This is a genomic window from Aquirhabdus sp. (assembly GCF_046462495.1).
Taxonomy (GTDB): domain Bacteria; phylum Pseudomonadota; class Gammaproteobacteria; order Pseudomonadales; family Moraxellaceae; genus Aquirhabdus.
In genome coordinates this window covers 167012-191768 of sequence record NZ_JBKGVE010000004.1, presented here as the reverse complement: position 1 = coordinate 191768, position 24757 = coordinate 167012, and the positions used below count along the sequence as shown (strand labels likewise).

Below are 24757 nucleotides of genomic sequence, written 5' to 3'. Positions count from 1 at the left end.
CCTATTCCACGGTCACACGATTACGCGCAGCCGACTCCAGCACCTGAGCATCAGGGCGATACATGTTGTAAGCCCGTGCAGGCGGCAACACATACTGACCGCGCTGGCTAAAGCGCAGTAGATGTTGCACCGTGGTTGCATCGGTGACTTGGCCTACCGGCACTGCATAACCGCCAGTCATCTCTTGGAAGTTAGCGCGCGGCAACTCATCGCGATCTTTGATTTTGATACCCCACGTGCCCGGCTCAATCTGTGCACCCGCAGGCAGTGGCGCATCGATCACCATGTAATGTAAGGCTTGTTTCGGGGTCAGCGTATAGGTGTCTAAGTACAGACTATCGGTGTGGACCGTGTCTTTAGGTCCCACTTCTTCCGCTTCAAACGAACCATCGCTTTGTGATTTCAGCAAATACAATTGATGGGTCAGTGTGGCTGGTAGCGTGGAAACTGGGCCACGCTGCGCACTGTCATAGCTCAGCACCGCGCTACTGCTACTGGCCAATACGGTTGGTAATGGCGCAGGCGGCGTTGCTGTTTTTACCAAAGAAGCTGATGGCCATTGATACACTTTGCCGCCGGTTCGTGTCGTTTGCAGCGTCCACGGTGAGGGTAAGGTTGTAGGAATCTCTGTCGCAGCGCCTGATGCCAGACTTTGTTCAAGCCATGTCAACATCACGGCGCGGTCGATGGTCGCATACTCGCTGCTGGCTTCGGCAAGCAGTGCATTGGCGTTGGTCTTGCCATCGCCTTGTCCTAGACTCAATAATAATGCCGAGCCCAACAGTGTAGGCTTGGCTTGCAGACGCACGGTCGCTTCGGCTACTTTACTACTGAATTCCGCAGAACCTGATTGGTTTGAGGCTTTCAGTACACGGCTCGTCAGTAGCACAGCCAAATCCTGTGTTTGACCACTGTTGTCACTCAAAATCAGACTATCGCGAGCGCCATAGCGCGCTTCACCGAGCGCGGCACCATTAACTTCCTGAGCCGCCAAAGCCAACGCCATCGAACCCACAGGCAGACCGATCTGACGCATCCAGTCCAGCATCAAGGCACGCTGCCAGAACGATTGCTTCACCCCGTCACTGCTATAAACATCCAATAAACGCTGCCAGTGATCCGCAGGCAGATTGATCCCAAGCACTTGTGCTGTACGCCAATCGGCATAGTAGGCATAGGTGGTCAGGAATGGATCAGCCGCCATGGAGCGACCCCACCAGCCAAATTTAGCCTCGTCACCGGCCATACTCGCGAGGCGAATACGCTGGGTATACAGTTGGCGTGCAATCTCGTTCTTACGCGGATCATCAGCGGATAACGATTGATAGACCAGCGCCAGCGGAATCATACGACTCGCGGTCTGCTCGACACAGCCATAGGGTTGATCAATCAGATTATCCATGACCCGATAGAATCCTGCACGGCTGCTGTCGATCCAGCGCAAGCTGACATTAGTCGCATCCGCAGGCAGTCCAAGCATCAACTGATTATTGACCGGACTCACCAAACGATCGAAATGGGTCAAACGACCATTGGCTCGAGTAGACAGATTGACCAATAAACGATCCCGTACTTGACCCTGCTGGTTCAGGGTTAAGGTGAGTGCCCCGCTTTGCTGCCCCTGACGCGGCACTTCGATAAAGTTAATGCCGGGTTGCAGAGTCACATCTTGGCTATTGGTCAGTGCACCTTGCATCACCAACTGGGCTTTTTGCACTTGATTGGTCTGATTGAAGATCGCAAGGTTTCCGGTCGATTGATCATCGGCACGCAGCCAACGCGGACTCGTCCACTTCAAGTACACGTCTTTATTACTCAGGATATGGGTCGTATTCTGACCCACGATGCCATCCGACGTCATGGCCCGTGCCGTCACACGCCAACGCGTCAATACATCCGGCATGGTAAAGGTGACCTGCGCCTGCCCTTGGGCATTGGTAGTCAATTGCGGTGCCCAGTAGGCGGTATCCACCTCATCCCGACGCGGACGCTCCAGTACTTTGATTGCGCGTTCATGGGTACTGTGTGTACTGGCGGGCTGATCCAGTTGATTGCTGGATAAGTCATAGCCAATGAAGGATGGACTGTATTGCGTACGCACATTATTGCGCCGTGGGTGGTAAAAGAAGTCATGGATGTCTGGTGCAATCTCAGGTTGCAACACATAGATCATCTCATCTACCACACCCAAACTGACCGATGCCGGCACGGGCTGACCCTGTACACGAGTTTGCACATTCAGCTTCACGACTTCACCCGGTGCATACTGAGTTTTGTCCGCAGTCAGGCTGATCTCAACCGACTTGCTAGCAACCACGAGTCCTGCATTCTCAAACACAAATTGATCCTGCTTCACATACGCCACCGAGAGCGTGAGATTCGGTGCAAACTGCTCTGTGACAGGCACCGAGACCCGCCACTGCTGCGGTGATAATTGCTCGGTCTTCAGCCATCCTGCGGGGGTTTTCAGCAGGCTTAGCCCTTCGACCTTATCGCGCTCAAGTGTGATCAGTGCCTGATCCACGGGTTCAGAGAAAGTAATCAAACCACTGGCGGTATCACCGACTTGATAGCGATTCTTGTCCCAAACAATTTCGATATGACCCGTCGGCACTTTCAAGTCTGCACCACTGACCCAATGACTGGTGGCACCTAAAATCGAGCCATCAGCAGCAAGTAGACTGATTACATAAGAACCCGATTTGTCAGGTTTCACGCTAAAGCTATTGCCTGAGAGATCACCCGTTTGCTCGCTGTTGTCTTCCAAACGCACCAGTTTCCAGCGCACCGGCTTCACGCTCACAACCGCTTGCCCCGTTGGACCTGCGGCAGTGGCTTGATGAATCGTGACATTCACCGACTGATGCACTGCGGAAAAACGCACCGGCGTATCCAACTGCCAGGTCGCCAACGCACGTTCAATCAAGAGCTCCTGCGTATGGCGCACGCGGTAGGCTGCACCATCCGTGGCAAGGACCGACACTACATAGCGACTAGGTTGTTTAACTTCGGGCAAGCTGATTTTGACATTGCCACTACTATCCGTCTGGTATTGCTGAGTGGTGAGCTTGATCGGAAATAATCCGCCATAACCCAGATCCCCCTCTACCATGCTCAGTGCTTGTGCCTTGACATCTAGATCCACGCGCGCATTTTTAACTGGCTTGCCATCGGGATAGCGTAATTGCACAACAGCGGGAATCGCTTGTTTGGTTTTAAGCTGATCTTTATCCACCGACAAATTGATTTCAAAATGCGGCTTTTGGAAGTCCGCCACGCGGAACGCCGCGCTGTACACTTCACCCAGATAGGTCAACTGAATTTCATAACCGCCCGACGTACTGCCCGCAGGCAAACGTACGGCGGCATTACCACCGGTCTGACCATCAAAGGTCATACTCTGACTGGCGATGGGCATGCCATTCGGGTCCAGCACGTTGATCTGGATCGGTGCTGAGGTCAGCGCCTTAGACTCACGCGCATTGACAAACTCACGCCCCACCACTTTGATCTGCACCGTATCACCAGCGTGATAGAGCGGACGATCGGTCGTAGCAAACAGCTTGGTGTTGTAAATTTCACTGTCGTAATAGAAATTCTCAGAGATCAGCACACCCCCTTGCGGGTCTTGGGCATAGACGTAGGTTTTCTCGGGGGAGGCATGTTGTAGTTGCACCCAACCTTGCGCGGTGGTCTTGCCTGCGGTGAGATCAGCCGTACCATCGTTCCAGTGCACATTGACATCCGCTACGGGTGCGCCTGTTGCACGATTGACCGTCCATACCGTCAGCTCAGAAGAAGCAATCTTGCTGACCGCCACTGTATTACCCACAAACACCATGGTTACTGCACGCTGTTGCCCCAGCATCGCCTCAACCACATAGAGACCTGGTGCGAGCTTACCGAGCGGAACATAGACATTGCCGTTGGAGAGAGGTGCAGGCTTCGGGGCATCACTGGTTGAGCTCGTAGAACTCGATGCACTATTCGGCACGTCACTATTAAACTCAATATTGCCTTCAATATTGGCACCCGTAAGCTGGGCATCAGCGGGGGTAATGTCTTTGGCAAATTGCACCGGATAACGAAAACGAGATATCGGCGTAAAGCCTGCGAGTGGCTTATAGGCTGATTCCGCCTGCATCGAGTGCCCCGTCATCAGATCAGCACGCTGATGCAGATCTGGTGCAACCTCGACGGTCCCGCGCCGAGCATCCTCAGAAAAAATGGCACGCCACAGCAAGCGCGCTGAACGTGCGACCTTATCCCAGACCGCAACAACAGAATTCCAAAGCCCGGCTTGTTTCGGCACGGCTTTGACATTGATGCGATGCAGATTGTTCTGCGCTTGCAAGAAACCGATCGGATTCGGCACCTGATAGACGGCTACCTCGACCCCAGCCTTGTCATTGACCGCCTGCACATCCTGCATTTCCAGACGCACTTGGGCTTGCTCATTCGGGCTAAAACTGCGATCCGATAGAATAAAAAAACCGGCATTGGCCGAGTCATCTGGCAAATCCTCTGCATGGAGAATTTGCAGGCCAAGCAGCATGATCAACAGTCCGAAGATTACGGTTGCCCCAATCTCTTTGAGTCCCATCACGCTTGATTCGGGCTTAAAAATGCCAAACGATACAGGCCGAGGAAATTTGGATTTTGTGCTTGAGGCTGCCATCGGGTGTCTTTCCAATTTATTAATTTTTCAAGTGGATACGCGCGTAAACCATTATCTGTCTTAGTCACAGTACCGGTGTGGTAGGCCACATATTGACCCATCCAGATCATCAGGTGCTGTGCTTGTCCCTGATCAAACAACAACAAATCCGCTGGTAAGGCATTAATCAAATCACGCCCCACCAAACGGCAATTATATTGAACCAACTCCAGCGCACTGACATAAGCCCCACGCTGACCATCGGCACGGCGCCATTCATGGCGGATTGCAGCCAATTGTGCATCGCTCAAATTCGGCTCAGGCGGTAGACGCCGGCCTTTAAAGCCATTGGCCCGCAGCCACTTTTCATCATGACTACGCAGCGCCTCAGCGCAAGCAAAACGCACCAGCCCCACACAATCATGTTGCTCCCAGCGTGGTGTCGGTCCCTGATTCAGCTGTTGCGCCACAATCAATTGAATCCACTGCCGCACCGCCTGCACTTGACGCGCATCTAAAGCCACCTCTGGCGGCAGCGCATCCGGTGCAAAAGGATTGCTTGCATCGTTCGCCACCATGGCCAACGCCTGATTGGACATGCCAAAGGCTGTCGCCAAGCCCAAAAGCCGCTCCAGACATTGCCGTCGTGTCAGGACAGCTGCTGTTGAGCACTCAAGATCGAAAGGTGTATCCATCATCAATCTCGTTAAATCATCGTTCACCCGCTAAGGCGTACTATGCCAAATCATGGGCTGCCATGCCGTGGTATCACCGCCCGCACTTGCCGAAGGATTTTTCAATGTCACGGCAAAAGGGGCTTGCTGGGCTAAAGCACTCATCCGGCTAGGCATATGGTAGTCAAACGCAGCGCGCAGACGCGGCAGGCTCTTTTGCGGTAACGCATCATGACCAGTCTCCGTCATCAGCGTGGCGACTTTAGCCGGATTGACGTAGAGCAGCGTTATCGCTTTGGGATCAATCAATCCTTTAGACGCTTCTTGGACATTCGGATAGCGCTGGTCAGCGACTTTCATCGCACGTTCAACCAAGGGGCCACTCGGTGAGAAATACAGCACTTGGTTGTTGAACGCCAGCATTGGATTGGTGCTTTGCGTCGGTAGAATCTCAAGCGTGCGTTTGATGGTGATAAATCCACCTTGCTGCTGGGTCGTCAAGGCTTCTGCGGCCTTGATCTCGGGATCTAATTTTTTCTTGGCCTCAATCAACGCATCACGCGCATCATCCTGCTGCTTTTTTAGATCTTCTTTTTCAACTTTCTTCGCCGCCAGTTGATCACTGCGTTCCTGCTCCCGAGCAGCGCGCTCTTCTTTCCCGAGATCCTGCATTTCGGATCGATCCGGTGACTTTTTCAGTGCTTTGATTTCATCATTGACGGCTTGGAGCTGCGCTGCAAGCTGGCGTTTTTTCGCCTGTATCTCGCGAATCGGCTGGTAATAATCACGATTGGTCGATACGCCCCAATTAAACAGTGCCGTGAGGTCTTCAGTTTTCAAGGTGGATTTTTCAGTGCGTAGCCCGATAAATAACGGTTTGGAGACATCGTCACCCGCCTCGGTATACCAGCACACCGCCCCAGTCGGTGCCAGACTCTCCAGCGCCTTACTTTCCAGCATATGATCCACAGGCGCTTTAGCCGACTTCAGCGCGGCTTCCACCTGAGTCCAATCGATCGAAGTACTGGCGCACCAAGCCGCATAGGCCGGAATCTGCGCCCAGATACGGGGATCAACGTGAATTTTGCGGGTATTGGCTTGACTGGTCCATGTGCCATGGTCATAGTCGAAACGCAGTGCCTGAATATCCGGCATAAATGCGCCATAACCTTGAGCAAAGAAGCGATTAGACATCCAGACGGTTTGCGCATGCGTCGTGGTCAGCTCCGGCGCCTGACTGTCATTGATCAATTTGCCGCGTGCTTTGGCATCCTTGGCCAGCAACGTTTGGACAAAAGCTTCTGCGTTGGTGTCCAACTCACCCGCATCACGACTCACCATCGCACTGTCTGAAAATAAAACCAAACGCTTACCATGGGCGGCGAGCACCAGACTACGCTGTGATGACAGTGCAATTTTAAGCAAAGGAATCTCATCACCATCGACGTTGATCCGACCCACCTCGGTAATTTGTCGATCTGCGACCAGCTTCATTTGCGCCAGTTGCTGCGCCACCGTCAGCAACGGATCGCGCTCGATACTGAGCGCCCAATAGCGCAGGGCATGAGTGCCATCGCGCCACAGATAAACATCCGCAGGCGCTGCAGCGATATTTTTAAGCAAGTTATCCGACCAATTCAAATCATGTTCAAAGCTCAAACGACGGATTGCACCTTGCAGGCTGAGCCAATCGACATCTTGCTCATAAAAATATAAAAAATCTTCGGTAAGCACGCTTTTTAGAATAGGAAGTTGCAACAGATCATGCGGCAGTAGCGCTAAATTCTGGCTGTGAATCCAGACATCTGGCGTGCCCAAACTGATTTCCGCTTGATTGTCAGGCTGTACCGGCAGCCGCAAGCGGTACCAAGCAAAAACCGCCACGGCGACGAGTAATACCGCCACAATGGTCAAGGTGCCTTTTAGCTTCCAAGACACTGGTTTTGGCGTGTTTGGGGATGGTGGAATCGGGGCAGGCGTTGGGATATCAGTCGTCAAAGTCGAGGTGCTCATGGGTCAGGCATGCTCAAGTGCAAATCATCATTTTTTCGATCAAAATGATGGCGTTGTATTTATAATCGCGTGATCGCGTATTGTTGTTCAATGCGGATGCAATAATCCTTTTTCCCACAAGAAACGATCTGCTCTAGTAGAGTCGATCTGATGCTGATTTGTCCAGTCCTAGAACATACAAGTTGTAAATATTTCGACGCTTTTACACTAACCAGATGGCAAATAAAATAAAAACGGCATCCAGTTCACGTTCTAACGGATGCCATCCTGAATGCTGATCATGCATTGATCTCATGCACCGCCAAATGCTGTAACTTGGCCCGTAGCCCCGCAATCTCATCCATCAAATCCAGCGCCAGCGCTACTCCAGCAGCGTTGACATCCAAATCCCGGGTTAGACGCAAGGCAAGACGAGCACGGCGCAGCGAAGGCCCTCTAAATCGCCATTCGGTCGGTGTCTGACCTTCGGGCTCAAGCACCCCTTCGACCACCCACACATGAATCTGCTCCACAGGCGCATGGCTAGCGCGGCACAACTCAATCAAGGTCAAGTCGACATTTTCTTCCACAATAACCCCATGAATCAGCGCTGTATATTCACTCATGACTTCTTCATCCTTCTTTCATCTGACCTCAATCTCAAGGTCTGCAATTGAATTTATTGACCACTCTTTAAATGTTGGCGTGGGTTGAAATCAAAGGCCTCTGCCATGGCCCGATAGGCCTCTTTCTCACGATCGGTATTGGCGGGAGGTAAGGCGATCTCCAGAATCACATAGAAATCCCCCGCAGGACTGTTGGCGGAACTACTCGGAATCCCTTTGCCTTTTAAACGCATTTTGCGTCCTGCCACAGATTTAGCCGGAATCGTCAAGCTGACCTGACCATCAGGAGTGGGAACATTGACACTGGCACCGAGCGCCGCTTCCCATGGCGCAAGTGGCAGGGTTAAATACACATCCCGATCTTCAACGCGATACAAGGAATGCGGATTAAAGGCGATTTCAAGGAAAAGATCTCCCGTCTTGCCTGCACCCTTCTCTCCTTGACCAGCAAGACGCAGATGCTGTCCGGCATGAATCCCTTTAGGAATATTGACATCCAGCTTCCGTTCGGTCATCACCACATGGCCACTGGCATCCACACTGGGCGTTTTCAATGAAATGCTGCGCTTGGCACCCGTATACGCATCTTCCAGATCAATCAACACCTTGGCATGATGATCTTGTCCCTGCTCAGGCGGTTGCTGGCTAAAACCTTGGCCGGATTGACGACGCTGACGTCCTTGGCCAAAAAGCGACTCAAAAAAGTCGCTGTGATCATGACCACCACCGAAGCTACCCCCAAAGCCGCCGCCGAAACCACCCATCTGATCATCAGATGCACCGCGTCCACCAAACTCAAATCCAGCATTCCAGTTCGGTGGTGGCTCAAACTGCTGACCACTCTTCCACTGACTGCCCATCGGATCATAAGCCGCACGCTTCTCAGGATCTTTGAGCACCTCATTGGCTTCGCCTAGCTCCTTAAAGCGCTCTTCAGCATCTGGCAGCTTGCTCACATCAGGATGGTACTTCCGCGCAAGCTTACGGTAAGCCTGCTTAATCTCATCTTGTGTCGCGGTACGCGGCACACCGAGTACTTGATAATAATCTTTGTATTCCATGCATTACCCCTATCTACGACGATAATCAAAATACGAACGTACCCACATTAATGGCCGTTGCAATGCGTATTTTCAATGGCGATGGCGATGATTTTTTATACACGCTGATAGGGCCGATACACCGGCTCCCAAACCAATGCTTTGATGCGCGCTAACACTTCGGCATCACTACACTGATCAGCAATTCCATCAGCTTGAGCCTGACGTGCAACCGCTTGTGCAACCGCAACAGACACCGCACGCAGCTCTTCAACGGGGGGCAATAAACGTGCAGTCTTATCCAGCCGTGTCGGAGACAAATCGGCCAGTGCCTTGCCTGCCGCCATAAACATCGCATCGGTGATACGCCGAGCACTTACGGCCAACACCCCTAAGCCCACACCGGGGAAAATATAGGAATTATTGGTTTGGTTGATCTCATGATGTTCCCCATTCCAAAGCACTGGTGGAAATGCGGTCCCTGTGCCGATCAAGGCTTTGCCATTGGTCCAGTTCATCAGATCCTGTGGTTTCGCTTCACTCTTCGACGTCGGATTGGAGAGTGGGAAAATCACTGGACGTTCGACCTGCTGCGCCATCATCCGCACCACAGGTTCACTAAACGCCCCTGCTTGTCCGGACACCCCAATCAATACGGTAGGCTTGGCATTGGTCACCACATCCAACAGGCTAATCCCGTCTGAAGAGGTGCGCACCCAGTTAGCAACATCCTGTTTATTTTGTACAAATAACGCTTGTGCAGGACGAATATCCGCCATCCCCTCAACCAATAAACCATAGCGATCCACTGCATAAAAGCGCTTGGAAGCCTCTGCGGCACTTAAACCCGCATCCACCATAGCCTGATGTAAAAGAGAGGCGATCCCACAGCCCGCAGATCCTGCACCCAAAAAGGCGATACGCTGCTCAGTCAGTGGAATCCCCGTCACGTTAATGGCGGACAACAGGCTTGCCGCGGCAACAGCTGCCGTGCCTTGAATATCATCATTGAAAGTGCAGAGACGATCCCGATAGCGCTCAAGCAATGGTCCGGCATTGGCACCCGCAAAGTCTTCCCATTGCAGCAAGACATTCGGCCAGCGTTCTGTCACCGCAGCGACAAATTCCTCAACAAAGGCATCGTATTCCGCGCCGCGAATCCGCTCATGACTCCAGCCGATATACATCGGGTTATTCAGTCGATCCGCGTTATTAGTGCCAACATCTAGTAAGATCGGTAAAGTTTCCAGCGGATGAATCCCCGCACAAGCGGTATAGAGGGATAACTTACCGATCGGAATCCCCATACCACCCGCGCCCTGATCACCCAATCCCAAAATCCGCTCGCCGTCACTAACCACAATCACCCGTACGCGGTCATAACGGGTATCCGCAAAAATTTCACGGATCTTGTCTTTATTGGTATAACTTAAAAACAAGCCGCGTGGCTTGCGCCAGATTTCGCTTAAGCGCTGACAGCCTTCACCCACCGTTGGGGTATAAACCAAGGGCAACAGCTCCTCCAGATTCTGCACCAGCATCGCATAAAACAGTGTTTCATTACTGTCTTGTAGATCGCGTAAGAAAGCATAGCGCTCAAAGTCCGTGGCAAAACTACGCAGCACCTGCAAGCGGCGCAAGATCTGCTCATCCAAAGTGCCAACATGGGGTGGCAATAAACCATGTAATTGAAACGCATCACGCTCGGCTTCACTAAATGCCATGCCTTTGTTCAGCATGGAATGCGAAATCAGATCAAAACCCGTCAGACTGGTTTGCAGAGGATCATCAGAATGGACAGTCGGTTGATATTCGGGGTGGAGGACATTATCCAGTACGGGATCAATAACGATTTCTTGTTCTAAAGCGGAAGGTTGCGTCATGCTGGCTCTCTCCTGATAATCTTGGCATAGACCATAATTGGGGGTCGACTATGGACGTTTATAAATCCCTGAGGTATCTGTTAAGTGTAGACCGAGTTCATGCAGCTTAATGTTATTCTATGTCTATAAAATGTCGATCTTGATCGTTTTTTAGCATCAAGATGAGTGCACGGTGGAGAATCCATGTTTCAGATCAGAGCAATGCAACACGGTGATATAGAACCGGTGATGCAAATTCAGGCCGAATGCTATGTGTCGGATGCCATCGAACCCCAATCCACTTTCATCGACCGGCTGCACACGAGTCCAGAGACCGCATGGGTAGTCGAAGATACGCTGGGAGTTTGTGCCTATCTGGTTGGCTACTACTCAACTGTAGGCAACATCACCCCGCTGGGTGGTCGCTTTAAACCCACCCTCTCCAATTGTTTATATTTGCATGATTTGGCGATTTTGCCGCGTGTCGCAGGTCAGCGCCTTGGCGTGACCTTGGTCAATGCGGCGTTATCTCAACAACCTGATCATATTCAATATACTGCACTGGTTTCGATTCAAAATTCCATGTCGTTTTGGCAGAAGATTGGCTTCGAAATTCAAGCCCTAGATTCCCATCAAACGGAGAACCTACAGACCTACCCGCAGCCTGCTTTTTATATGCTTAAGCGCTTGATAAAATAATATCTATACTACAAAAATTACAATTTTGTGACTAGATTTTAACCAAAGCTCAAGGTATGTTGTCAGCCGTTCCATAGAGGAGGGATAGGGCTATTTTTAGATTTATGGTTGGTTATTTAGGCGCAAAGATGATAGGTCAGACTGACTGGACTGAACACTTTTAAGTCATGGGTCGATCTTTATTAAAATACCAACGAATTCAACACTTAAAGAAACACCGTGAACAGCTATTAAAAAAGTTTTCCCTAGACCTGACGTTTAGTGAAATTTTTTAAAATGTTCCTGCTAGAATGCGCCACCTTCATTGCACAATTGCTGTGCAGTCTATATATTTAATTTTCTGTATTTTATAACTTTTTCTGTCCGATATCATGACTCGAATTATTGCTTTCATCGCCATCTACGTGCTGTGCTTCACCAGTTCGATAGCCACTGCTTCATTACCGACTGAATTAACAGTGATTAGTTATCATGAAATCGCTGACCCCAAAGACGCGCTGATTCCGCAATATGCCGTGTCACCGACCAATTTTGTCCGTCAAATGGATTGGCTGAAGAATCAGGGCTATCACTTTGTCAGTGTTGATCAGGTGCTCGCAGCCCGTGCAGGCAAACTGCCACTGCCTGAACAAGCCGTGTTGATCACTTTTGATGATGGCTATCGTTCGGTCTATACCAATGCCTTCCCGATCCTAAAACTGTTCAATGCCCCAGCCGTCGTCGCTGTGGTCGGCAGTTGGCTGGATCAAACCAAAGGCGAAGTGGTGAACTTTGATGGTCGCTCCGTTTCACGTCAGGAAATGTTGAGCTGGGATCAGATCAAAGAAATGACCTCGAGTGGTCTGGTCGAAATTGGCAGTCATACCTATGGTCTACACGATGGAATTCTTGCCAACCCGCAAGGCAATATGGAACCCGCAGCAACCACACGCTTATATTTGCCCGCACTTAAACGCTACGAAGATGAAGAAACCTATAAAAAACGTATTTTTACCGATTTAAAGAAAAATAACGAACTCTTACGCCAACACGGTATTCGCGCTCCGCGTGTGATTGCATGGCCCTACGGTAACTACAATATCGAAACCCGTGTCATTGCTGAAAAACTCGGTATGCCGATTGGCTTAACGCTTGATGACGGCCCAAATACCGTATCCACCCCGCTATGGGGTTTACGCCGTATTCTCGTCGAAGGCCGTATGCAATTGTCTGATCTAGACCGTGAGCTGGCCACCCGCATTGCCAATATTTCAGACAACGATCGCCCGCAGAAAATCATGCACGTCGATCTGGACTACATCTACGATCCCGATCCTGTACAGCAAGAAAAAAATCTCGGCCATTTGCTGGATCGCATTCAGGCAATGGGGGTAAATACTGTGTATCTGCAAGCCTTTGCCGACCCAGATGCCGACGGTGCTGCGGATATGGTGTATTTCCCCAATCATGTGCTGCCGATGCGCTCAGACTTGTTTAACCGCGCCTCTTGGCAAATTCGCACCCGTACACAGGTCAAACGTATTTTTGCTTGGATGCCGCTGCTGGCGTGGAAACTGCCCGCAACGAACCCCGCTTACAAAGATGTAGTCGGAACGGAACAAGCCTCTAGCGGCGACCACCTCAACATGGGTTACCCACGCCTGTCACTGTTCTCGCCACGTGCAAAAATGGCAGTGCGTGAGATCTATCAAGACCTAGCGCGCGGCGCACCGATTGATGGCATCCTGTTCCATGATGATGTGACTTTATCGGATTATGAAGATGCGAGTAGCTTCGGCATCGCGCAGAATCAAGCGTGGGGTTTACCAGCCAGAATCAGTGATATCCGCAAGAGTGATGATCTGCTGGGTCGTTGGACTATCTTAAAGATCAATGCCTTGGATCGCTTTGCCAATGAACTGGCGGATATGGTGCGTTCCGAACAGCCAAACTTGCTGACTGCACGTAACCTCTATGCGCAAGTCGTGCTCAATCCACGCTCTGAAGTCTGGTACGCCCAGTCGCTCGACAACTCGCTGGCCAACTATGACTTCACCGCAATCATGGCTATGCCGTATATGGAAAAAGCAGAAGATCCAAAAGCCTTCATGCAAGAAATCGTCAGTAAAGTAAAAGCCTACCCTAACGCCATGCGTAAGGTCGTGTTTGAGCTCCAGGCGGTGAACTGGAGAAATGATCAAAAAATCCCGAGCGCTGAGCTTGCTGCAACCATTCAAAGCCTTTACGATGCAGGTGCACAGCACGTTGCTTACTACCCCGATGATCCAAGCAAAGACCATCCGGATCCTGCGATAATTCGCCCCGTGTTTGATCGCAAACCAAATATGCCTGAATTACGTTAAGGTGCTATAATGGTGATCAACGACTTCATCGCACTTTGGCATGGCATATTAGGCTTTGTCTTCTATTATCCACTGCTGATGTCTTATCTGTGGATGATTGGTGCAATTTTGTTTTACTGGCGGAATGAGCGGACACAGCCGTTATTTAATCATCCGCCTGTTTTAGAGGATACGCCCTCGGTCAGCGTGTTGGTGCCTTGTTTTAATGAAGGCGTCAATGCGGAAGAGACCATTGGTCATGCACTCGCACTCGACTATCCTGACTTTGAAGTCATTGCGATCAATGATGGTAGCACTGACGAAACCGCTGAAGTCCTCAATCGTCTGGCGCAAAAGTATCCCAAACTGAAAGTCGTGCATTTGGCAGAGAATCAAGGCAAAGCTATGGCCTTGCAAGCAGGTAGCTTGCTCGCTAAATCAGAATTTTTGATCGGGATTGATGGAGACGCATTACTCGACCCACACGCTGCACACTGGATGGTTCGCCACTTTGTCGCGCACCCTCATGTGGCTGCCGTCACGGGTAATCCACGAATTCGCAACCGCTCTACCCTGCTCGGTCGGGTACAGGTCGGAGAATTCTCGTCGATCGTCGGAATGATCAAGCGCGCACAGCGTAGTTTTGGTAGGCTATTTACAGTTTCTGGTGTGATTACCGCATTTCGTAAATCTGCGGTACATGAAGTCGGTTACTGGTCGGCAGATATGCTGACTGAAGATATCGACATTACTTGGAAGTTACAACGTGCTGGATGGGATGTCCGTTTCGAGCCGAATGCGCTCGTCTGGATATTGATGCCTGAAACGTTGAAAGGTCTCTGGCAGCAGCGCTTGCGCTGGGCTATGGGCGGTGCCCAAGTGTTGCTTAAAAATATCGATGTATTTTTAAGACCCAGTCAGAATTTTTTATGGCCATTGATGTTTGAGCTTTGCCTCACGCTGATCTGGTCCTATTTGATGTTGATTCTGGTGGTCATTTGGCTCGTGGGTTTGGTTGTGCCGGCAGGCACTTGGCCTGTGGTTGGATCACCACTCATCCCGCAAGGGAGCGGTGTGTTTTTAGGTGCGACGTGTTTGTTGCAGTTTGCCATCAGCAAGTGGCTCGACAGTCGCTATGAGAAAGGCTTAGGCCGAAATTATTACTGGATGATTTGGTACCCTTTAGTGTTTTGGGTGATCAACATCGCCACCACGATTACGGCGTTTCCCAAAGTGCTTTTCCGGCGCGATGGTAAGCGCGCGCGCTGGGTTAGCCCTGATCGTGGCATACACTCTTTGGAGAAGAAAGACCATGAGTAACTCGTTAATCATTAACATCCGACAGCAACTGCACTGGTACCAGCGCTTTTTCTCGGATAGCTCTACCGCACTGATGTGGGGTATGTGGTTGTATCTATGGCGCCCTCTGGTCGTCATCACTGGCGCACACGCGTTCAGTAAACAGCCATTTCTGGTTCACTTTGTGACTAAAATTTCGCCCATGACCATGGGTTATATCATCGTGTCCGTTATGTGTGGCGCTTTGGCGCTCTTGCTGTGGACACTTTTGCCAGCACGTCGCATTATCCCTTCACCGCAAAAAGATCTTGCTGATTATGCCGCGCATTTTCAGTTGCCAGAACAAGAGATCACAGCGGGTCGTGCAGCCAATATTTGTACTGTTCATCATGACGCGTATGGTCGTGTCATCGGCATCCAACCGCAACAAGCTTAAAATCGATATTCGTCCACAGCACCATCATGGGATGGTGCTTTAAGACAATCTAATCCATCATAAAAATCTCCGTGTCATCCCTTCTCTACTTTGATGATAAATCATCATGTTTTCTCCATAATTTGCTCGTTGATTTCACTAAAAAGTCATCGCTGATCACAGATTTACGACATTATTTCAACGCATTCGCGCATAGACTCAAGACATATCCTATCGTTCCACCGCACCTCATGCTTAGGTGAGCCGTCATGTCTAAATTTCTATCACTATCGACCCTACAGTTGAAACGTGCTGCTGTGCTTTCGTTCATGCTCATCGGCTCAGCAGTTGTACTTTCATCATGCGCCACGACGCCAAGCAGCTTTGCTGAACTGGGCAAATACGACCAATTTAAGCTCAACACCAATATCTTTCGAGTGACTTATCAAGCGCGCAATGAAAGCATGGCTGCACGTGCAGAAGAAATTGCGCTGCTGAAAGCCGCACAAGTCACCGTACAAAATGGCTTCCGTTATTTCGAAATCACCGACAAGCTACTCCCCAGTGATCAGCCCAATGTGATTGTCGCCGCAAATCCGATGTTTAATTCTTATGGATCGTTTGGTTACTACGGCGGCTATGGACGCTATCCATTCCGCCATAGTGTTGGATATATCGGCTACGATTACCCACTGTATCCGCAGGCCTATTATGGCGTTCCGCAGAAGGTTATCGTCAGCTATACCATTCACTGCAGCAACACGGCTAAACCCGATGAGAACGGCCAGTATGATGCCACAATCATCCTGACCTCACTGGGCTCCCGCTATGGCTTAAATCCGGATGGTAGCCCCATCCTGCCGCCACCGCCACCGCAAGTGGCACCTGCAAAAGCCACTTCATAAATGCCGCATTAAATGACAACCATAAAAAAACAGCCCGAGGGCTGTTTTTTTACATCTCAGAGATCATTACTTACGCAGTTCTTTACGTAAGATTTTACCCACATTGCTCTTCGGCAGTTCAGCCAAGAACTCAATGTACTTCGGACGCTTGTAACCGGTCAGATTTTCATTGATGTAGATTTTAAGTTCCGCTTCGGTCAGGCTTGGGTCTTTCTTGACGACAAACAGCTTCGGTACTTCACCGCTCTTGTCATCTGGCACGCCAATCGCAGCGGCTTCAAGCACTTTCGGATGATTGGTGATGACTTCTTCGATTTCTGCTGGATATACGTTAAAGCCGGATACTAGGATCATGTCTTTTTTACGATCAACGATTTTGGTATAGCCACGCTCATCCATAATCCCAATGTCACCCGTACGGAAGAAACCATCTGCAGTCATCACTTTTGCGGTTTCATCGGGACGCTGCCAATAGCCTTTCATCACCTGTGGACCACGGATTGAAATCTCACCGCGCTCACCCAAGGCCACTTCTTTACCATCATCATCCAAAATCGCCACTTCAGTGGATGGTAGTGGAATACCAATGGTGCCTGAGTATGCAGTGATATTTACCGGATTTGCGGTCGCAATCGGTGAAGTCTCTGACAAGCCATAACCCTCAAGAATCGGGGTTTTAGTAATCTTCTGCCACAGTGCGGCGGTTGCCGGCAATACAGCCATACCGCCGCCCATGCTAAGCTTAAGCTTGGAGAAATCCAGTTTTTGGAAGTCTTCGTTATGTGCCAGAGCATTGAACAAGGTATTCACCGCGGGGAAGAAGCTTGGCCTGTATTTATCAATTTCTTTGATCAGTCCAGGAATATCGCGTGGATTTGGGATCAGAATGATCAATTGACCGCGTTGCAGACCGTACAGAGCACAAACCATCAATGCAAAAATATGATAGAGCGGCAAGGCACACAGAATACTTTCTTCTGCGTCCGACGCACTATTCCCTAACAAACTGCTAAAGAAAGCATTGGTTTGCAGCAGATTAGAAACCAGATTCGAATGCGTCAGCTCCGCACCTTTAGACACACCGGTCGTACCGCCAGTGTACTGCAAGATTGCCGTATCGGATAAACCGACAACAGGGCGCTGGTATTTACGGGCGCTGACTTTATTTAACGCATGATTAAAATTGACACTACCTGGCAGAACCCAGCTCGGCACTTGCTTGCGTACGCGGCGTACCACCAAATCCACCACAAAGCCTTTGACCAAGCCCAAGAGTTCGCCGGCACTGGTGACGATAGTATGTTTGACAGGCGTATTGGCAATCACTTCTTGCAGTACATGCGCAAAATTCTCAAGTACGATGATCACTTCCGCGCCTGAATCTTTCAACTGATGTTCAAGTTCACGTGCGGTGTAGAGCGGATTGACATTGACCAACACATAGCCCGCACGCAGAATACCGATCAGTGCAATCGGATATTGCAGCACGTTCGGCAGCATGACCGCGACTTTAGCACCTTTTTTAAGACCTAAAGTCTGTAAATACGCAGCAAATTGGCGGCTTTTTTGATCCAGTTCTTTATAAGTCAGTCGTTTATCCATACAGACGAACGCATCGCGATCGCCAAACTGCTGGAAAGTACGTTCAAATACATCAACTAAAGAGGTATTGCTGGCTGGTAATACGATCTCATGTGGCGTCCCTGCTGGATACGCATCAAACCAAGGCTTATTCATACCACTTCTTCTCCGTTTTGATTCCTTCCCCCACCGAAGGAAAGGTTAAATATGATGCAAAGATAAGGGCTTGTCGCGTGCCTCAAGCTTATCACTGCTTTTCGTACATAATCTGTGCATTTGCTGTTGTTCTGATCAGTCATACATGACCCATCAATGCGTTCAAAAGACTACTTTTTGGCTGGCGTAACATTATCACGACTGACCCTAAAGCGGAAACTATTCTCTAACGCTTAAAACGTGTAACCAATCACAATTCTAACGTAATCCGCTCGTTCTCATTGTGAATGACTGCACAGTTCAACCAATCTGCATACTTTCCGCCTTCTGATAACCACGCGGCAGTAAATGGCCGCGCTGACCGCGTTTACCCGAATAATGGCTAATGTCCGCTTCTTTCAGGGTCAACGGACGCGAACCCGACATCAGTACCAGCGAACACCCTGCGACCAATCCGACCATGGCACGCACCACCTCATGACTTTCCAGCGCTATCAGCTTATTGCCTTTACCACGATTCATGACTGGTAAATCAGCCAGTGGGTAAATGAGCAAACGTCCGCTGGATGACAACACCGCTATCCGATCCGCATCTTTCGGCAAATACAACACGGGCATCAGTTCACTGCCCTCAACCAAGCTCACCAGCGTTTTACCGGCTTTCACCGTACTGTCGAGCGCAGACAAGGTACTGACGAAGCCATAACCGTTATTCCCTGCCAGCAGGATCGGCTGGGCATCATCCCCCATCAGCACTTCCACAAAACGCGAGCCGGCAGGCGGCGCCAGTTTGGTGGTAACAGGTTCGCCTTGCCCACGTGCAGAAGGCAGATTGGCTGCGGCAAGCGCGTAACTCCGTCCGGTATTATCCAGCAAATAGACCCGTTGATTGCTCTTGCCTGTGCAGTGGCTCAGGTAAGCATCACCTGCTTTATAACTTAAAGTTTGCACATCAATATCGGTACCTTTGGCCGCGCGAATCCAGCCCGAATGCGACAGCACCACAGTGATCGCTTCCGCAGGCGTCAGGTCAGACTCTTTCAACTCTGTCGCTTCTGCACGTTGCACGATCGGTGAACGACGGTCATCACCGTGTTTCTTGGCATCTTCTTGTAGCTCGTCAATAATCAATGTTTTGAGCGACTCTGGATTATTCAATTGTTCACGGATCTTGGCAGCTTGGAGTTCCAGTTCTTCCTGCTCACGGCGAATCTCCATTTCTTCGAGCTTCGCCAAGTGGCGTAATTTGAGATCAAGAATCGCATCGGCTTGAATCTCGGTCAGACCAAAATGTGCCATCAGCTCCGCCCGTGGATGATCCTCCTCGCGGATGATACGAATCACGGTATCGATATCTAAATACGCAATCAACAAACCCGCCAAAATATGTAGGCGCTTCTCAATTTTCTCTAAAGCATAGCTCAGACGACGGCGCACCGTGTCTTGGCGGTAAGTGAGCCACTCCAGCAGTATGGTTCGAATAGACTTGACTTGCGGACGACCATCCAGACCAATCATGTTGAGATTGACGCTATAGCTGCTTTCCAGCTTGGTCGTTGCAAATAAATGGCTCATCAAGGCATCGGCATCAACCCGATTCGAGCGCATCACGATCACAATCCGCGTCGGGTTCTCATGGTCCGACTCATCACGCAGATCAGTGACCAGCGGCAGCTTCTTGGCTTGCATCTGCTCAGCAATCTGGGTAATGACTTTAGCACCTGAGACTTGGTACGGCAGATCGGTAATCACGATCTCACCTTTTTCGACATGATAGACCGCGCGGGCGCGATAACTGCCGCGTCCAGTCATTTGAATCTTGAGCAGATCTTCAGGACTGCTGATGATTTCTGCCCGAGTCGGCAGATCTGGCGCAGGGATATAGCTGGCCAGCTTTTCATCCGAGAGATTCGGATTTTTCAGCAAGGCTATGGTGCCTTTGACCACTTCGCGCAGATTATGCGGCGGGATATCCGTCGCCATACCCACGGCAATCCCCATCGTGCCATTGAGTAAAATGTTAGGCAGGCGCGCGGGTAACGTCACGGGTTCTTGCAGTGAACCATCAAAGTTATCCTGCCACTCCGTCGTGCCCTGACCCAACTCATTGAGCAAGAGCTCGCTGTACGCAGAAAGTTTGGCTTCGGTATAACGCATCGCCGCAAAGGACTTAGGATCATCCGGCGAACCCCAGTTCCCCTGTCCTTCGACCAAGGGATAACGATAGCTAAACGGCTGCGCCATCAATACCATCGCTTCATAACAGGCGCTGTCGCCGTGTGGATGATATTTACCCAGTACGTCACCGACGGTACGGGCTGATTTTTTTGGCTTGCCTGAGTTCTTGAGCCCAAGCTCGCTCATCGCATAGACAATACGGCGCTGTACCGGTTTTAAACCATCCGCAACATGGGGCAATGCACGATCCATGATCACGTACATCGCATAGTTAAGATAAGCCTGTTCCGTGAACTCTGCGACGGAACGACTTTCTGTGGCGGGATTAAGACTGCTCATGCGCTACCTAAATGAATGATGATCTATCATATTGACGACAGGTGACCCTGCTGCACATGCGCAGCGACCATGGACTGGACATGGTTCAAGGTCAAAAATTGCATTTGATATTACACCAAAAAAAAGCGCTTCGTCATAGATAAGCTTACAGACGCCTGCGAATGCATCAAAAAACACATAAAAAAACGACTTGGTATTGATCCAAATCGTTTTTTAACAAGGCATTCAGGACGTTAAAAAACACCATGCTCACATCAAATCAATGAACTTCAAAATTCAGCAACTTCTTATATTTCTCCAGTAACGCTGTCGTATCATGCTGTTCTGGATGAAAATTAGGTCGGAAATAATCAAAGAGATCCGGTACGATTCGCGACATAAGTCCTTTACGGCCGCCGTACATCATTTTCATCGCAGGCACCCAATCGCTGGGGCGCATCTTGCCGCGCTGAGCCATCAAACGCGCCATAAAGGTTGTATGAACTAAGAACAGCAAGACCATTGCCAGCGCCATCGTAGATGCCCGCGTTGCATAGGCACGTACACCTTTGCCGTATAGTTTTTCATAGACGTTATAGGCCACCGATTTATGCTCGGTTTCTTCTACCGCATGCCACAGCCACATCTTATACATCACAGGGCTATGCATGAGCTCATGCAGGTCTTCCCGACGCATCAGCTCAGAGGCGATGGTGGCGGTGAAGTGCTCAAGCGCACAGGTGATCCCCAACTGCAATTTGTTACTCAGATGGAAACGATCAGCCAATCCCAGTACCGAATCGGTCCAGCGTTCTAAGGTATCGACATCATGACCATAGGCTTTACCTGCAGCATTGAACTGGTGATGTTCTTTGGAATGCATCGCTTCTTGTCCGATAAAAGCACTGATCTCTTTTTGCATCGCCAGATCATCTTTCAATGCACCTTCGTAGCGTACTGAACGCACCGCATCAACGAAGAACTGTTCTCCGGCAGGGAATAAGGCCGACATCGCCGTTAAGAAAAACGTCACTCCCGCATCATCCGCAGCCCAAAACTCGGGCACATCAGCAAACTCAAAATCCATGCGTCTGACCGGAAAGCTGGCCTTAAATGCCGATGATGAATGACCACTGGTTTTGACTTGTGCGTTCATGATGTCTTCCTCAAAAGTGTATAGAAGCCTAATAGATCAACAGCCCACGACCAAAACGCCTGCGCGGTGACTGGATCGACCTCACTTTTGAGTATAAAAAGCCTATGCTTTAAATCACATGGCGAATAGTGACAATGAACATTTTCTAAAAGTAAGTTTTGGGCACTCAAAAAAATGCCGGAAACAAGCTTCCGGCATTGATCAATCGGTTATACGAGAAAAGCTTAGTGAGCAAGAAACTCTGCAGTGGTCTGCGCGCCATGCTTACGCAGCAATTCCAGCGTTTCTTTTTCTTCAGGCAGTGCCTGTTCCCAGTCAATCAGGTCAAAATCAACATCAAAGAACAGGTCACAGATTGAGGACAGAATCGTCATGCCTTCGTCATCACGCTTATTGGGGTCCACTTTATGATCCAATAAGGTTTGCACGATCGGCACACAAGCGGCGCTGGCCGCATCCCACAGTGGCCCAAAGAACTCTTCAGCATCCCAGAGGTGGAGGTTGGCTTTGGCATCAATTAAAGCATTCAGAATTGCTTGATATGGTGCAAGCAGTTTTGCTTTCTCTGCTTCATCTAGGGGCTCGCCAGATTCGTAGCCATCCATGACCGTTTCCCACCAGTCAAACAAACGATCACAGATCTGGGTTGCCGGAGGACCGTATTCTTCATCGATAAAATTAGGGTCTACGCCACCCGCCAAAAGCGCTTTGACTTGCTCAACATCAAGTGCTTGGATGGCTGCCGTTAATGCAACTTGGGATTCAGTCATAATCTTTCTCAGTGTAGGGGATGGGGAAAACCTCGCCATGCACGATCATGCCGCATGACGATGACAATTCATCGATTTAAAGCGCTTTCTTGCTCAATATTAAAGACAGTGCATTGCAGTGCCCATGCGACCATGGTCTTAAAGTAAAACATCAGCCAGATTACCCTTCTCTTCCAGCCATATCTTACGATCACCGGAACGCTTCTTGGCTAACAGCTTATCCAGTAGGCCATTGGTCAGATGGGTATCATCCAGATCCAGTTGCACCAAGCGGCGCGTATCAGGATCCATAGTCGTCTCACGCAATTGCAATGGATTCATCTCACCCAATCCTTTAAATCGGGTGATCTGCGGTGCTTTACCTTTGATCTTGGACAAAATGGCTTGTAGCTCTTCATCATCCAGTGCGTAGTGCACATCCTTACCAGCATCAATCCGATACAGTGGTGGCATCGCAACAAACAAATGACCATTTTCAATCAAGGCTGGGAAATGCTTCACAAACAAGGCACAAAGCAAGGTCGCAATATGCAGTCCATCCGAGTCCGCATCGGCAAGGATACAGACTTTGCCGTAACGCAGTTCAGAGAGATCATCACTGCCCGGATCGACCCCAATCGCAATCGCGATATCATGCACCTCTTGCGAACCCAGCACTTCATCCGCAGAGACTTCCCAAGTATTTAAAATCTTACCGCGCAGCGGCATGATGGCTTGGAAAATCCGGTTGCGTGCTTGCTTGGCACTCCCACCCGCAGAGTCCCCTTCCACCAAAAACAGTTCAGTATCTTCACGAGTCGACCCAGAGCAGTCAGCAAGTTTGCCTGGTAATGCCGGTCCTGAGACAATCTTCTTACGCTCAACCTTCTTCGCTGCTTTTAAACGGCGTCCTGCACGTTCAATGGCCATTTCCGCTAAGCGGGTCCCCACTTCTGGATTTTTATTCAACCACAATGAGAAAGCATCTTTGGCAATATTCTGCACAATCGGTGCGGCTTCGCGGCTCGACAAACGCTCTTTGGTCTGGCCAGAAAACTGAGGCTCTTGAAACTTCAGTGACAGGATGAAATTCACCCCATCCCAGACGTCATCGGCTGATAGCTTCATATTACGCGGCAACAGGTTGCGCATTTCACAGAATTCACGCAGCGCATCAGTGGTGCCGGTGCGCAGTCCATTGACATGTGTTCCGCCTTGCGCGGTCGGGATCAGATTAACATAGCTCTCTTGTACACTATCCCCACTTTCTTCGGACCAACACAACACAAACTCACACGCCGCACGCTCTGCCTTGCCACTTGCTGCAAAAGGCTCCACAGGCACGGTCTCACGGCCTTGCAATTCATCCTTCAGATAATCCACTAGCCCGTTTTCAAATTGCCAAGTCAGCTTCTCACCGCTTTCTTCATCGGTAAAAATAACTTTCAGGCCTGCGGACAAAACCGCTTTGGCTTTAAGATTATGCTTGAGCGCCCGCACCGAAAACTTGGCACTATCAAAATACTTACCATCTGGCCAAAAGTGGACCGTGGTGCCGCTCTGGCGCTTCGGAAAACCTTCGGTAGCGATCAAATCGGTAACGCGCTCACCATGCTCAAAACTCATTCGATACTGGCTTCCGCCCCGTAGCACGCTGACATTAACCCGCGTTGACAGCGCATTCACAACTGAAATCCCCACTCCATGCAAGCCACCCGAGAACTGGTAGTTATCGGTAGAAAACTTACCCCCGGCATGGAGCTTGGTCATGATGATCTCTATACCGCTTTGACCATATTCAGGGTGAATATCGACTGGCATACCGCGTCCATTATCCTGCACGGATAAGGAACCGTCTTTATATAGAATCACTTCAACCTGATTCGCATGACCCGCAAGTGCCTCATCGACTGCGTTATCGATCACCTCTTGCGCCAAATGATTCGGGCGAGTGGTATCGGTGTACATCCCGGGACGGCGACGAACAGGATCTAAACCTGAAAGAACTTCAAGCGATTCGGCAGTATATTGAGTCACTAAACACTTATTCCTAATGTAATCATGTCGATCAAATGATGGCTGGAGATGTAGCAGTACACCCCTCACTGACATGAATCGTACTGTAAATG

Annotated in this window: 16 protein-coding genes; 5 read left to right on the top strand and 11 right to left on the bottom strand. The window is 50.1% G+C overall.

The features are described 5' to 3' along the window. Position 1: 1 nt before the first annotated feature. The 6 genes from ACLHG7_RS04375 to ACLHG7_RS04350 form a co-directional block, all read right to left on the bottom strand. Positions 2–4678, bottom strand: coding sequence for an alpha-2-macroglobulin family protein (locus ACLHG7_RS04375; RefSeq protein WP_410209831.1), 4677 nt, complete (start codon positions 4676–4678; stop codon positions 2–4). Further along, the gene (locus ACLHG7_RS04370; protein WP_410209830.1) at positions 4603–5352 is read right to left on the bottom strand and encodes a DUF1175 family protein; all 750 of its coding nucleotides are present in this window, start codon (positions 5350–5352) and stop codon (positions 4603–4605) included. Before ACLHG7_RS04370 ends, ACLHG7_RS04375 begins: the two co-directional genes overlap by 76 nt. Positions 5353–5382: 30 nt before the next feature. Then, positions 5383–7344, bottom strand: coding sequence for a DUF2138 family protein (locus ACLHG7_RS04365; RefSeq protein WP_410209829.1), 1962 nt, complete (start codon positions 7342–7344; stop codon positions 5383–5385). Between the two features lie 278 nt (positions 7345–7622). Then, on the bottom strand, positions 7623–7949 hold the full coding sequence (locus tag ACLHG7_RS04360) for a chaperone modulator CbpM (RefSeq protein WP_410209828.1): 327 nt from the start codon (positions 7947–7949) through the stop codon (positions 7623–7625). 53 nt (positions 7950–8002) lie between these two features. Further along, positions 8003–9010 carry a DnaJ C-terminal domain-containing protein gene (locus ACLHG7_RS04355; RefSeq protein WP_410209827.1) on the bottom strand — a complete coding sequence of 336 codons (1008 nt, stop codon included), beginning with the start codon at positions 9008–9010 and terminating at the stop codon, positions 8003–8005. A 95-nt stretch (positions 9011–9105) separates the two neighbouring features. Further along, a complete protein-coding gene (locus ACLHG7_RS04350; protein ID WP_410209826.1) occupies positions 9106–10872 on the bottom strand; it encodes an NAD-dependent malic enzyme in 1767 nt (588 codons plus the stop codon). A 183-nt stretch (positions 10873–11055) separates the two neighbouring features. Here ACLHG7_RS04350 and ACLHG7_RS04345 point away from each other — a divergent pair, with 183 nt between their 5' ends. From ACLHG7_RS04345 to ACLHG7_RS04325, 5 genes are all read left to right on the top strand, one after another. Beyond that, positions 11056–11550 (top strand): GNAT family N-acetyltransferase, encoded by a 495-nt coding sequence (locus tag ACLHG7_RS04345; RefSeq protein ID WP_410209825.1) that lies wholly within the window; start codon positions 11056–11058, stop codon positions 11548–11550. Between the two features lie 371 nt (positions 11551–11921). After that, positions 11922–13892, top strand: a complete 1971-nt coding sequence (pgaB, locus tag ACLHG7_RS04340) for a poly-beta-1,6-N-acetyl-D-glucosamine N-deacetylase PgaB (protein ID WP_410209824.1) — start codon at positions 11922–11924, stop codon at positions 13890–13892. A 9-nt stretch (positions 13893–13901) separates the two neighbouring features. Then, positions 13902–15191 (top strand): poly-beta-1,6-N-acetyl-D-glucosamine synthase, encoded by a 1290-nt coding sequence (pgaC, locus tag ACLHG7_RS04335; protein WP_410209823.1) that lies wholly within the window; start codon positions 13902–13904, stop codon positions 15189–15191. Next, positions 15184–15606 (top strand): poly-beta-1,6-N-acetyl-D-glucosamine biosynthesis protein PgaD, encoded by a 423-nt coding sequence (pgaD, locus tag ACLHG7_RS04330; protein ID WP_410209822.1) that lies wholly within the window; start codon positions 15184–15186, stop codon positions 15604–15606. Before pgaC ends, pgaD begins: the two co-directional genes overlap by 8 nt. Positions 15607–15854: 248 nt before the next feature. Beyond that, positions 15855–16490, top strand: a complete 636-nt coding sequence (locus tag ACLHG7_RS04325) for a CC0125/CC1285 family lipoprotein (RefSeq protein WP_410209821.1) — start codon at positions 15855–15857, stop codon at positions 16488–16490. Positions 16491–16556: 66 nt separating this feature from the next. Here ACLHG7_RS04325 and ACLHG7_RS04320 read toward each other — a convergent pair whose 3' ends face one another. The 5 genes from ACLHG7_RS04320 to parE form a co-directional block, all read right to left on the bottom strand. Further along, entirely contained in the window at positions 16557–18227 is a 1671-nt protein-coding gene (locus ACLHG7_RS04320) for a long-chain-fatty-acid--CoA ligase (RefSeq protein WP_410209820.1), read from the bottom strand. 300 nt (positions 18228–18527) lie between these two features. Continuing rightward, a complete protein-coding gene (gene parC / locus ACLHG7_RS04315) occupies positions 18528–20744 on the bottom strand; it encodes a DNA topoisomerase IV subunit A (RefSeq protein ID WP_410209819.1) in 2217 nt (738 codons plus the stop codon). 259 nt (positions 20745–21003) lie between these two features. Beyond that, a complete protein-coding gene (locus tag ACLHG7_RS04310) occupies positions 21004–21879 on the bottom strand; it encodes a metal-dependent hydrolase (RefSeq protein WP_410209818.1) in 876 nt (291 codons plus the stop codon). 224 nt (positions 21880–22103) lie between these two features. Further along, a complete protein-coding gene (locus tag ACLHG7_RS04305; protein WP_114900820.1) occupies positions 22104–22652 on the bottom strand; it encodes an ankyrin repeat domain-containing protein in 549 nt (182 codons plus the stop codon). 135 nt (positions 22653–22787) lie between these two features. Continuing rightward, entirely contained in the window at positions 22788–24665 is a 1878-nt protein-coding gene (gene parE, locus ACLHG7_RS04300; protein ID WP_410209817.1) for a DNA topoisomerase IV subunit B, read from the bottom strand. Between the last annotated feature and the right edge of the window lie 92 nt (positions 24666–24757).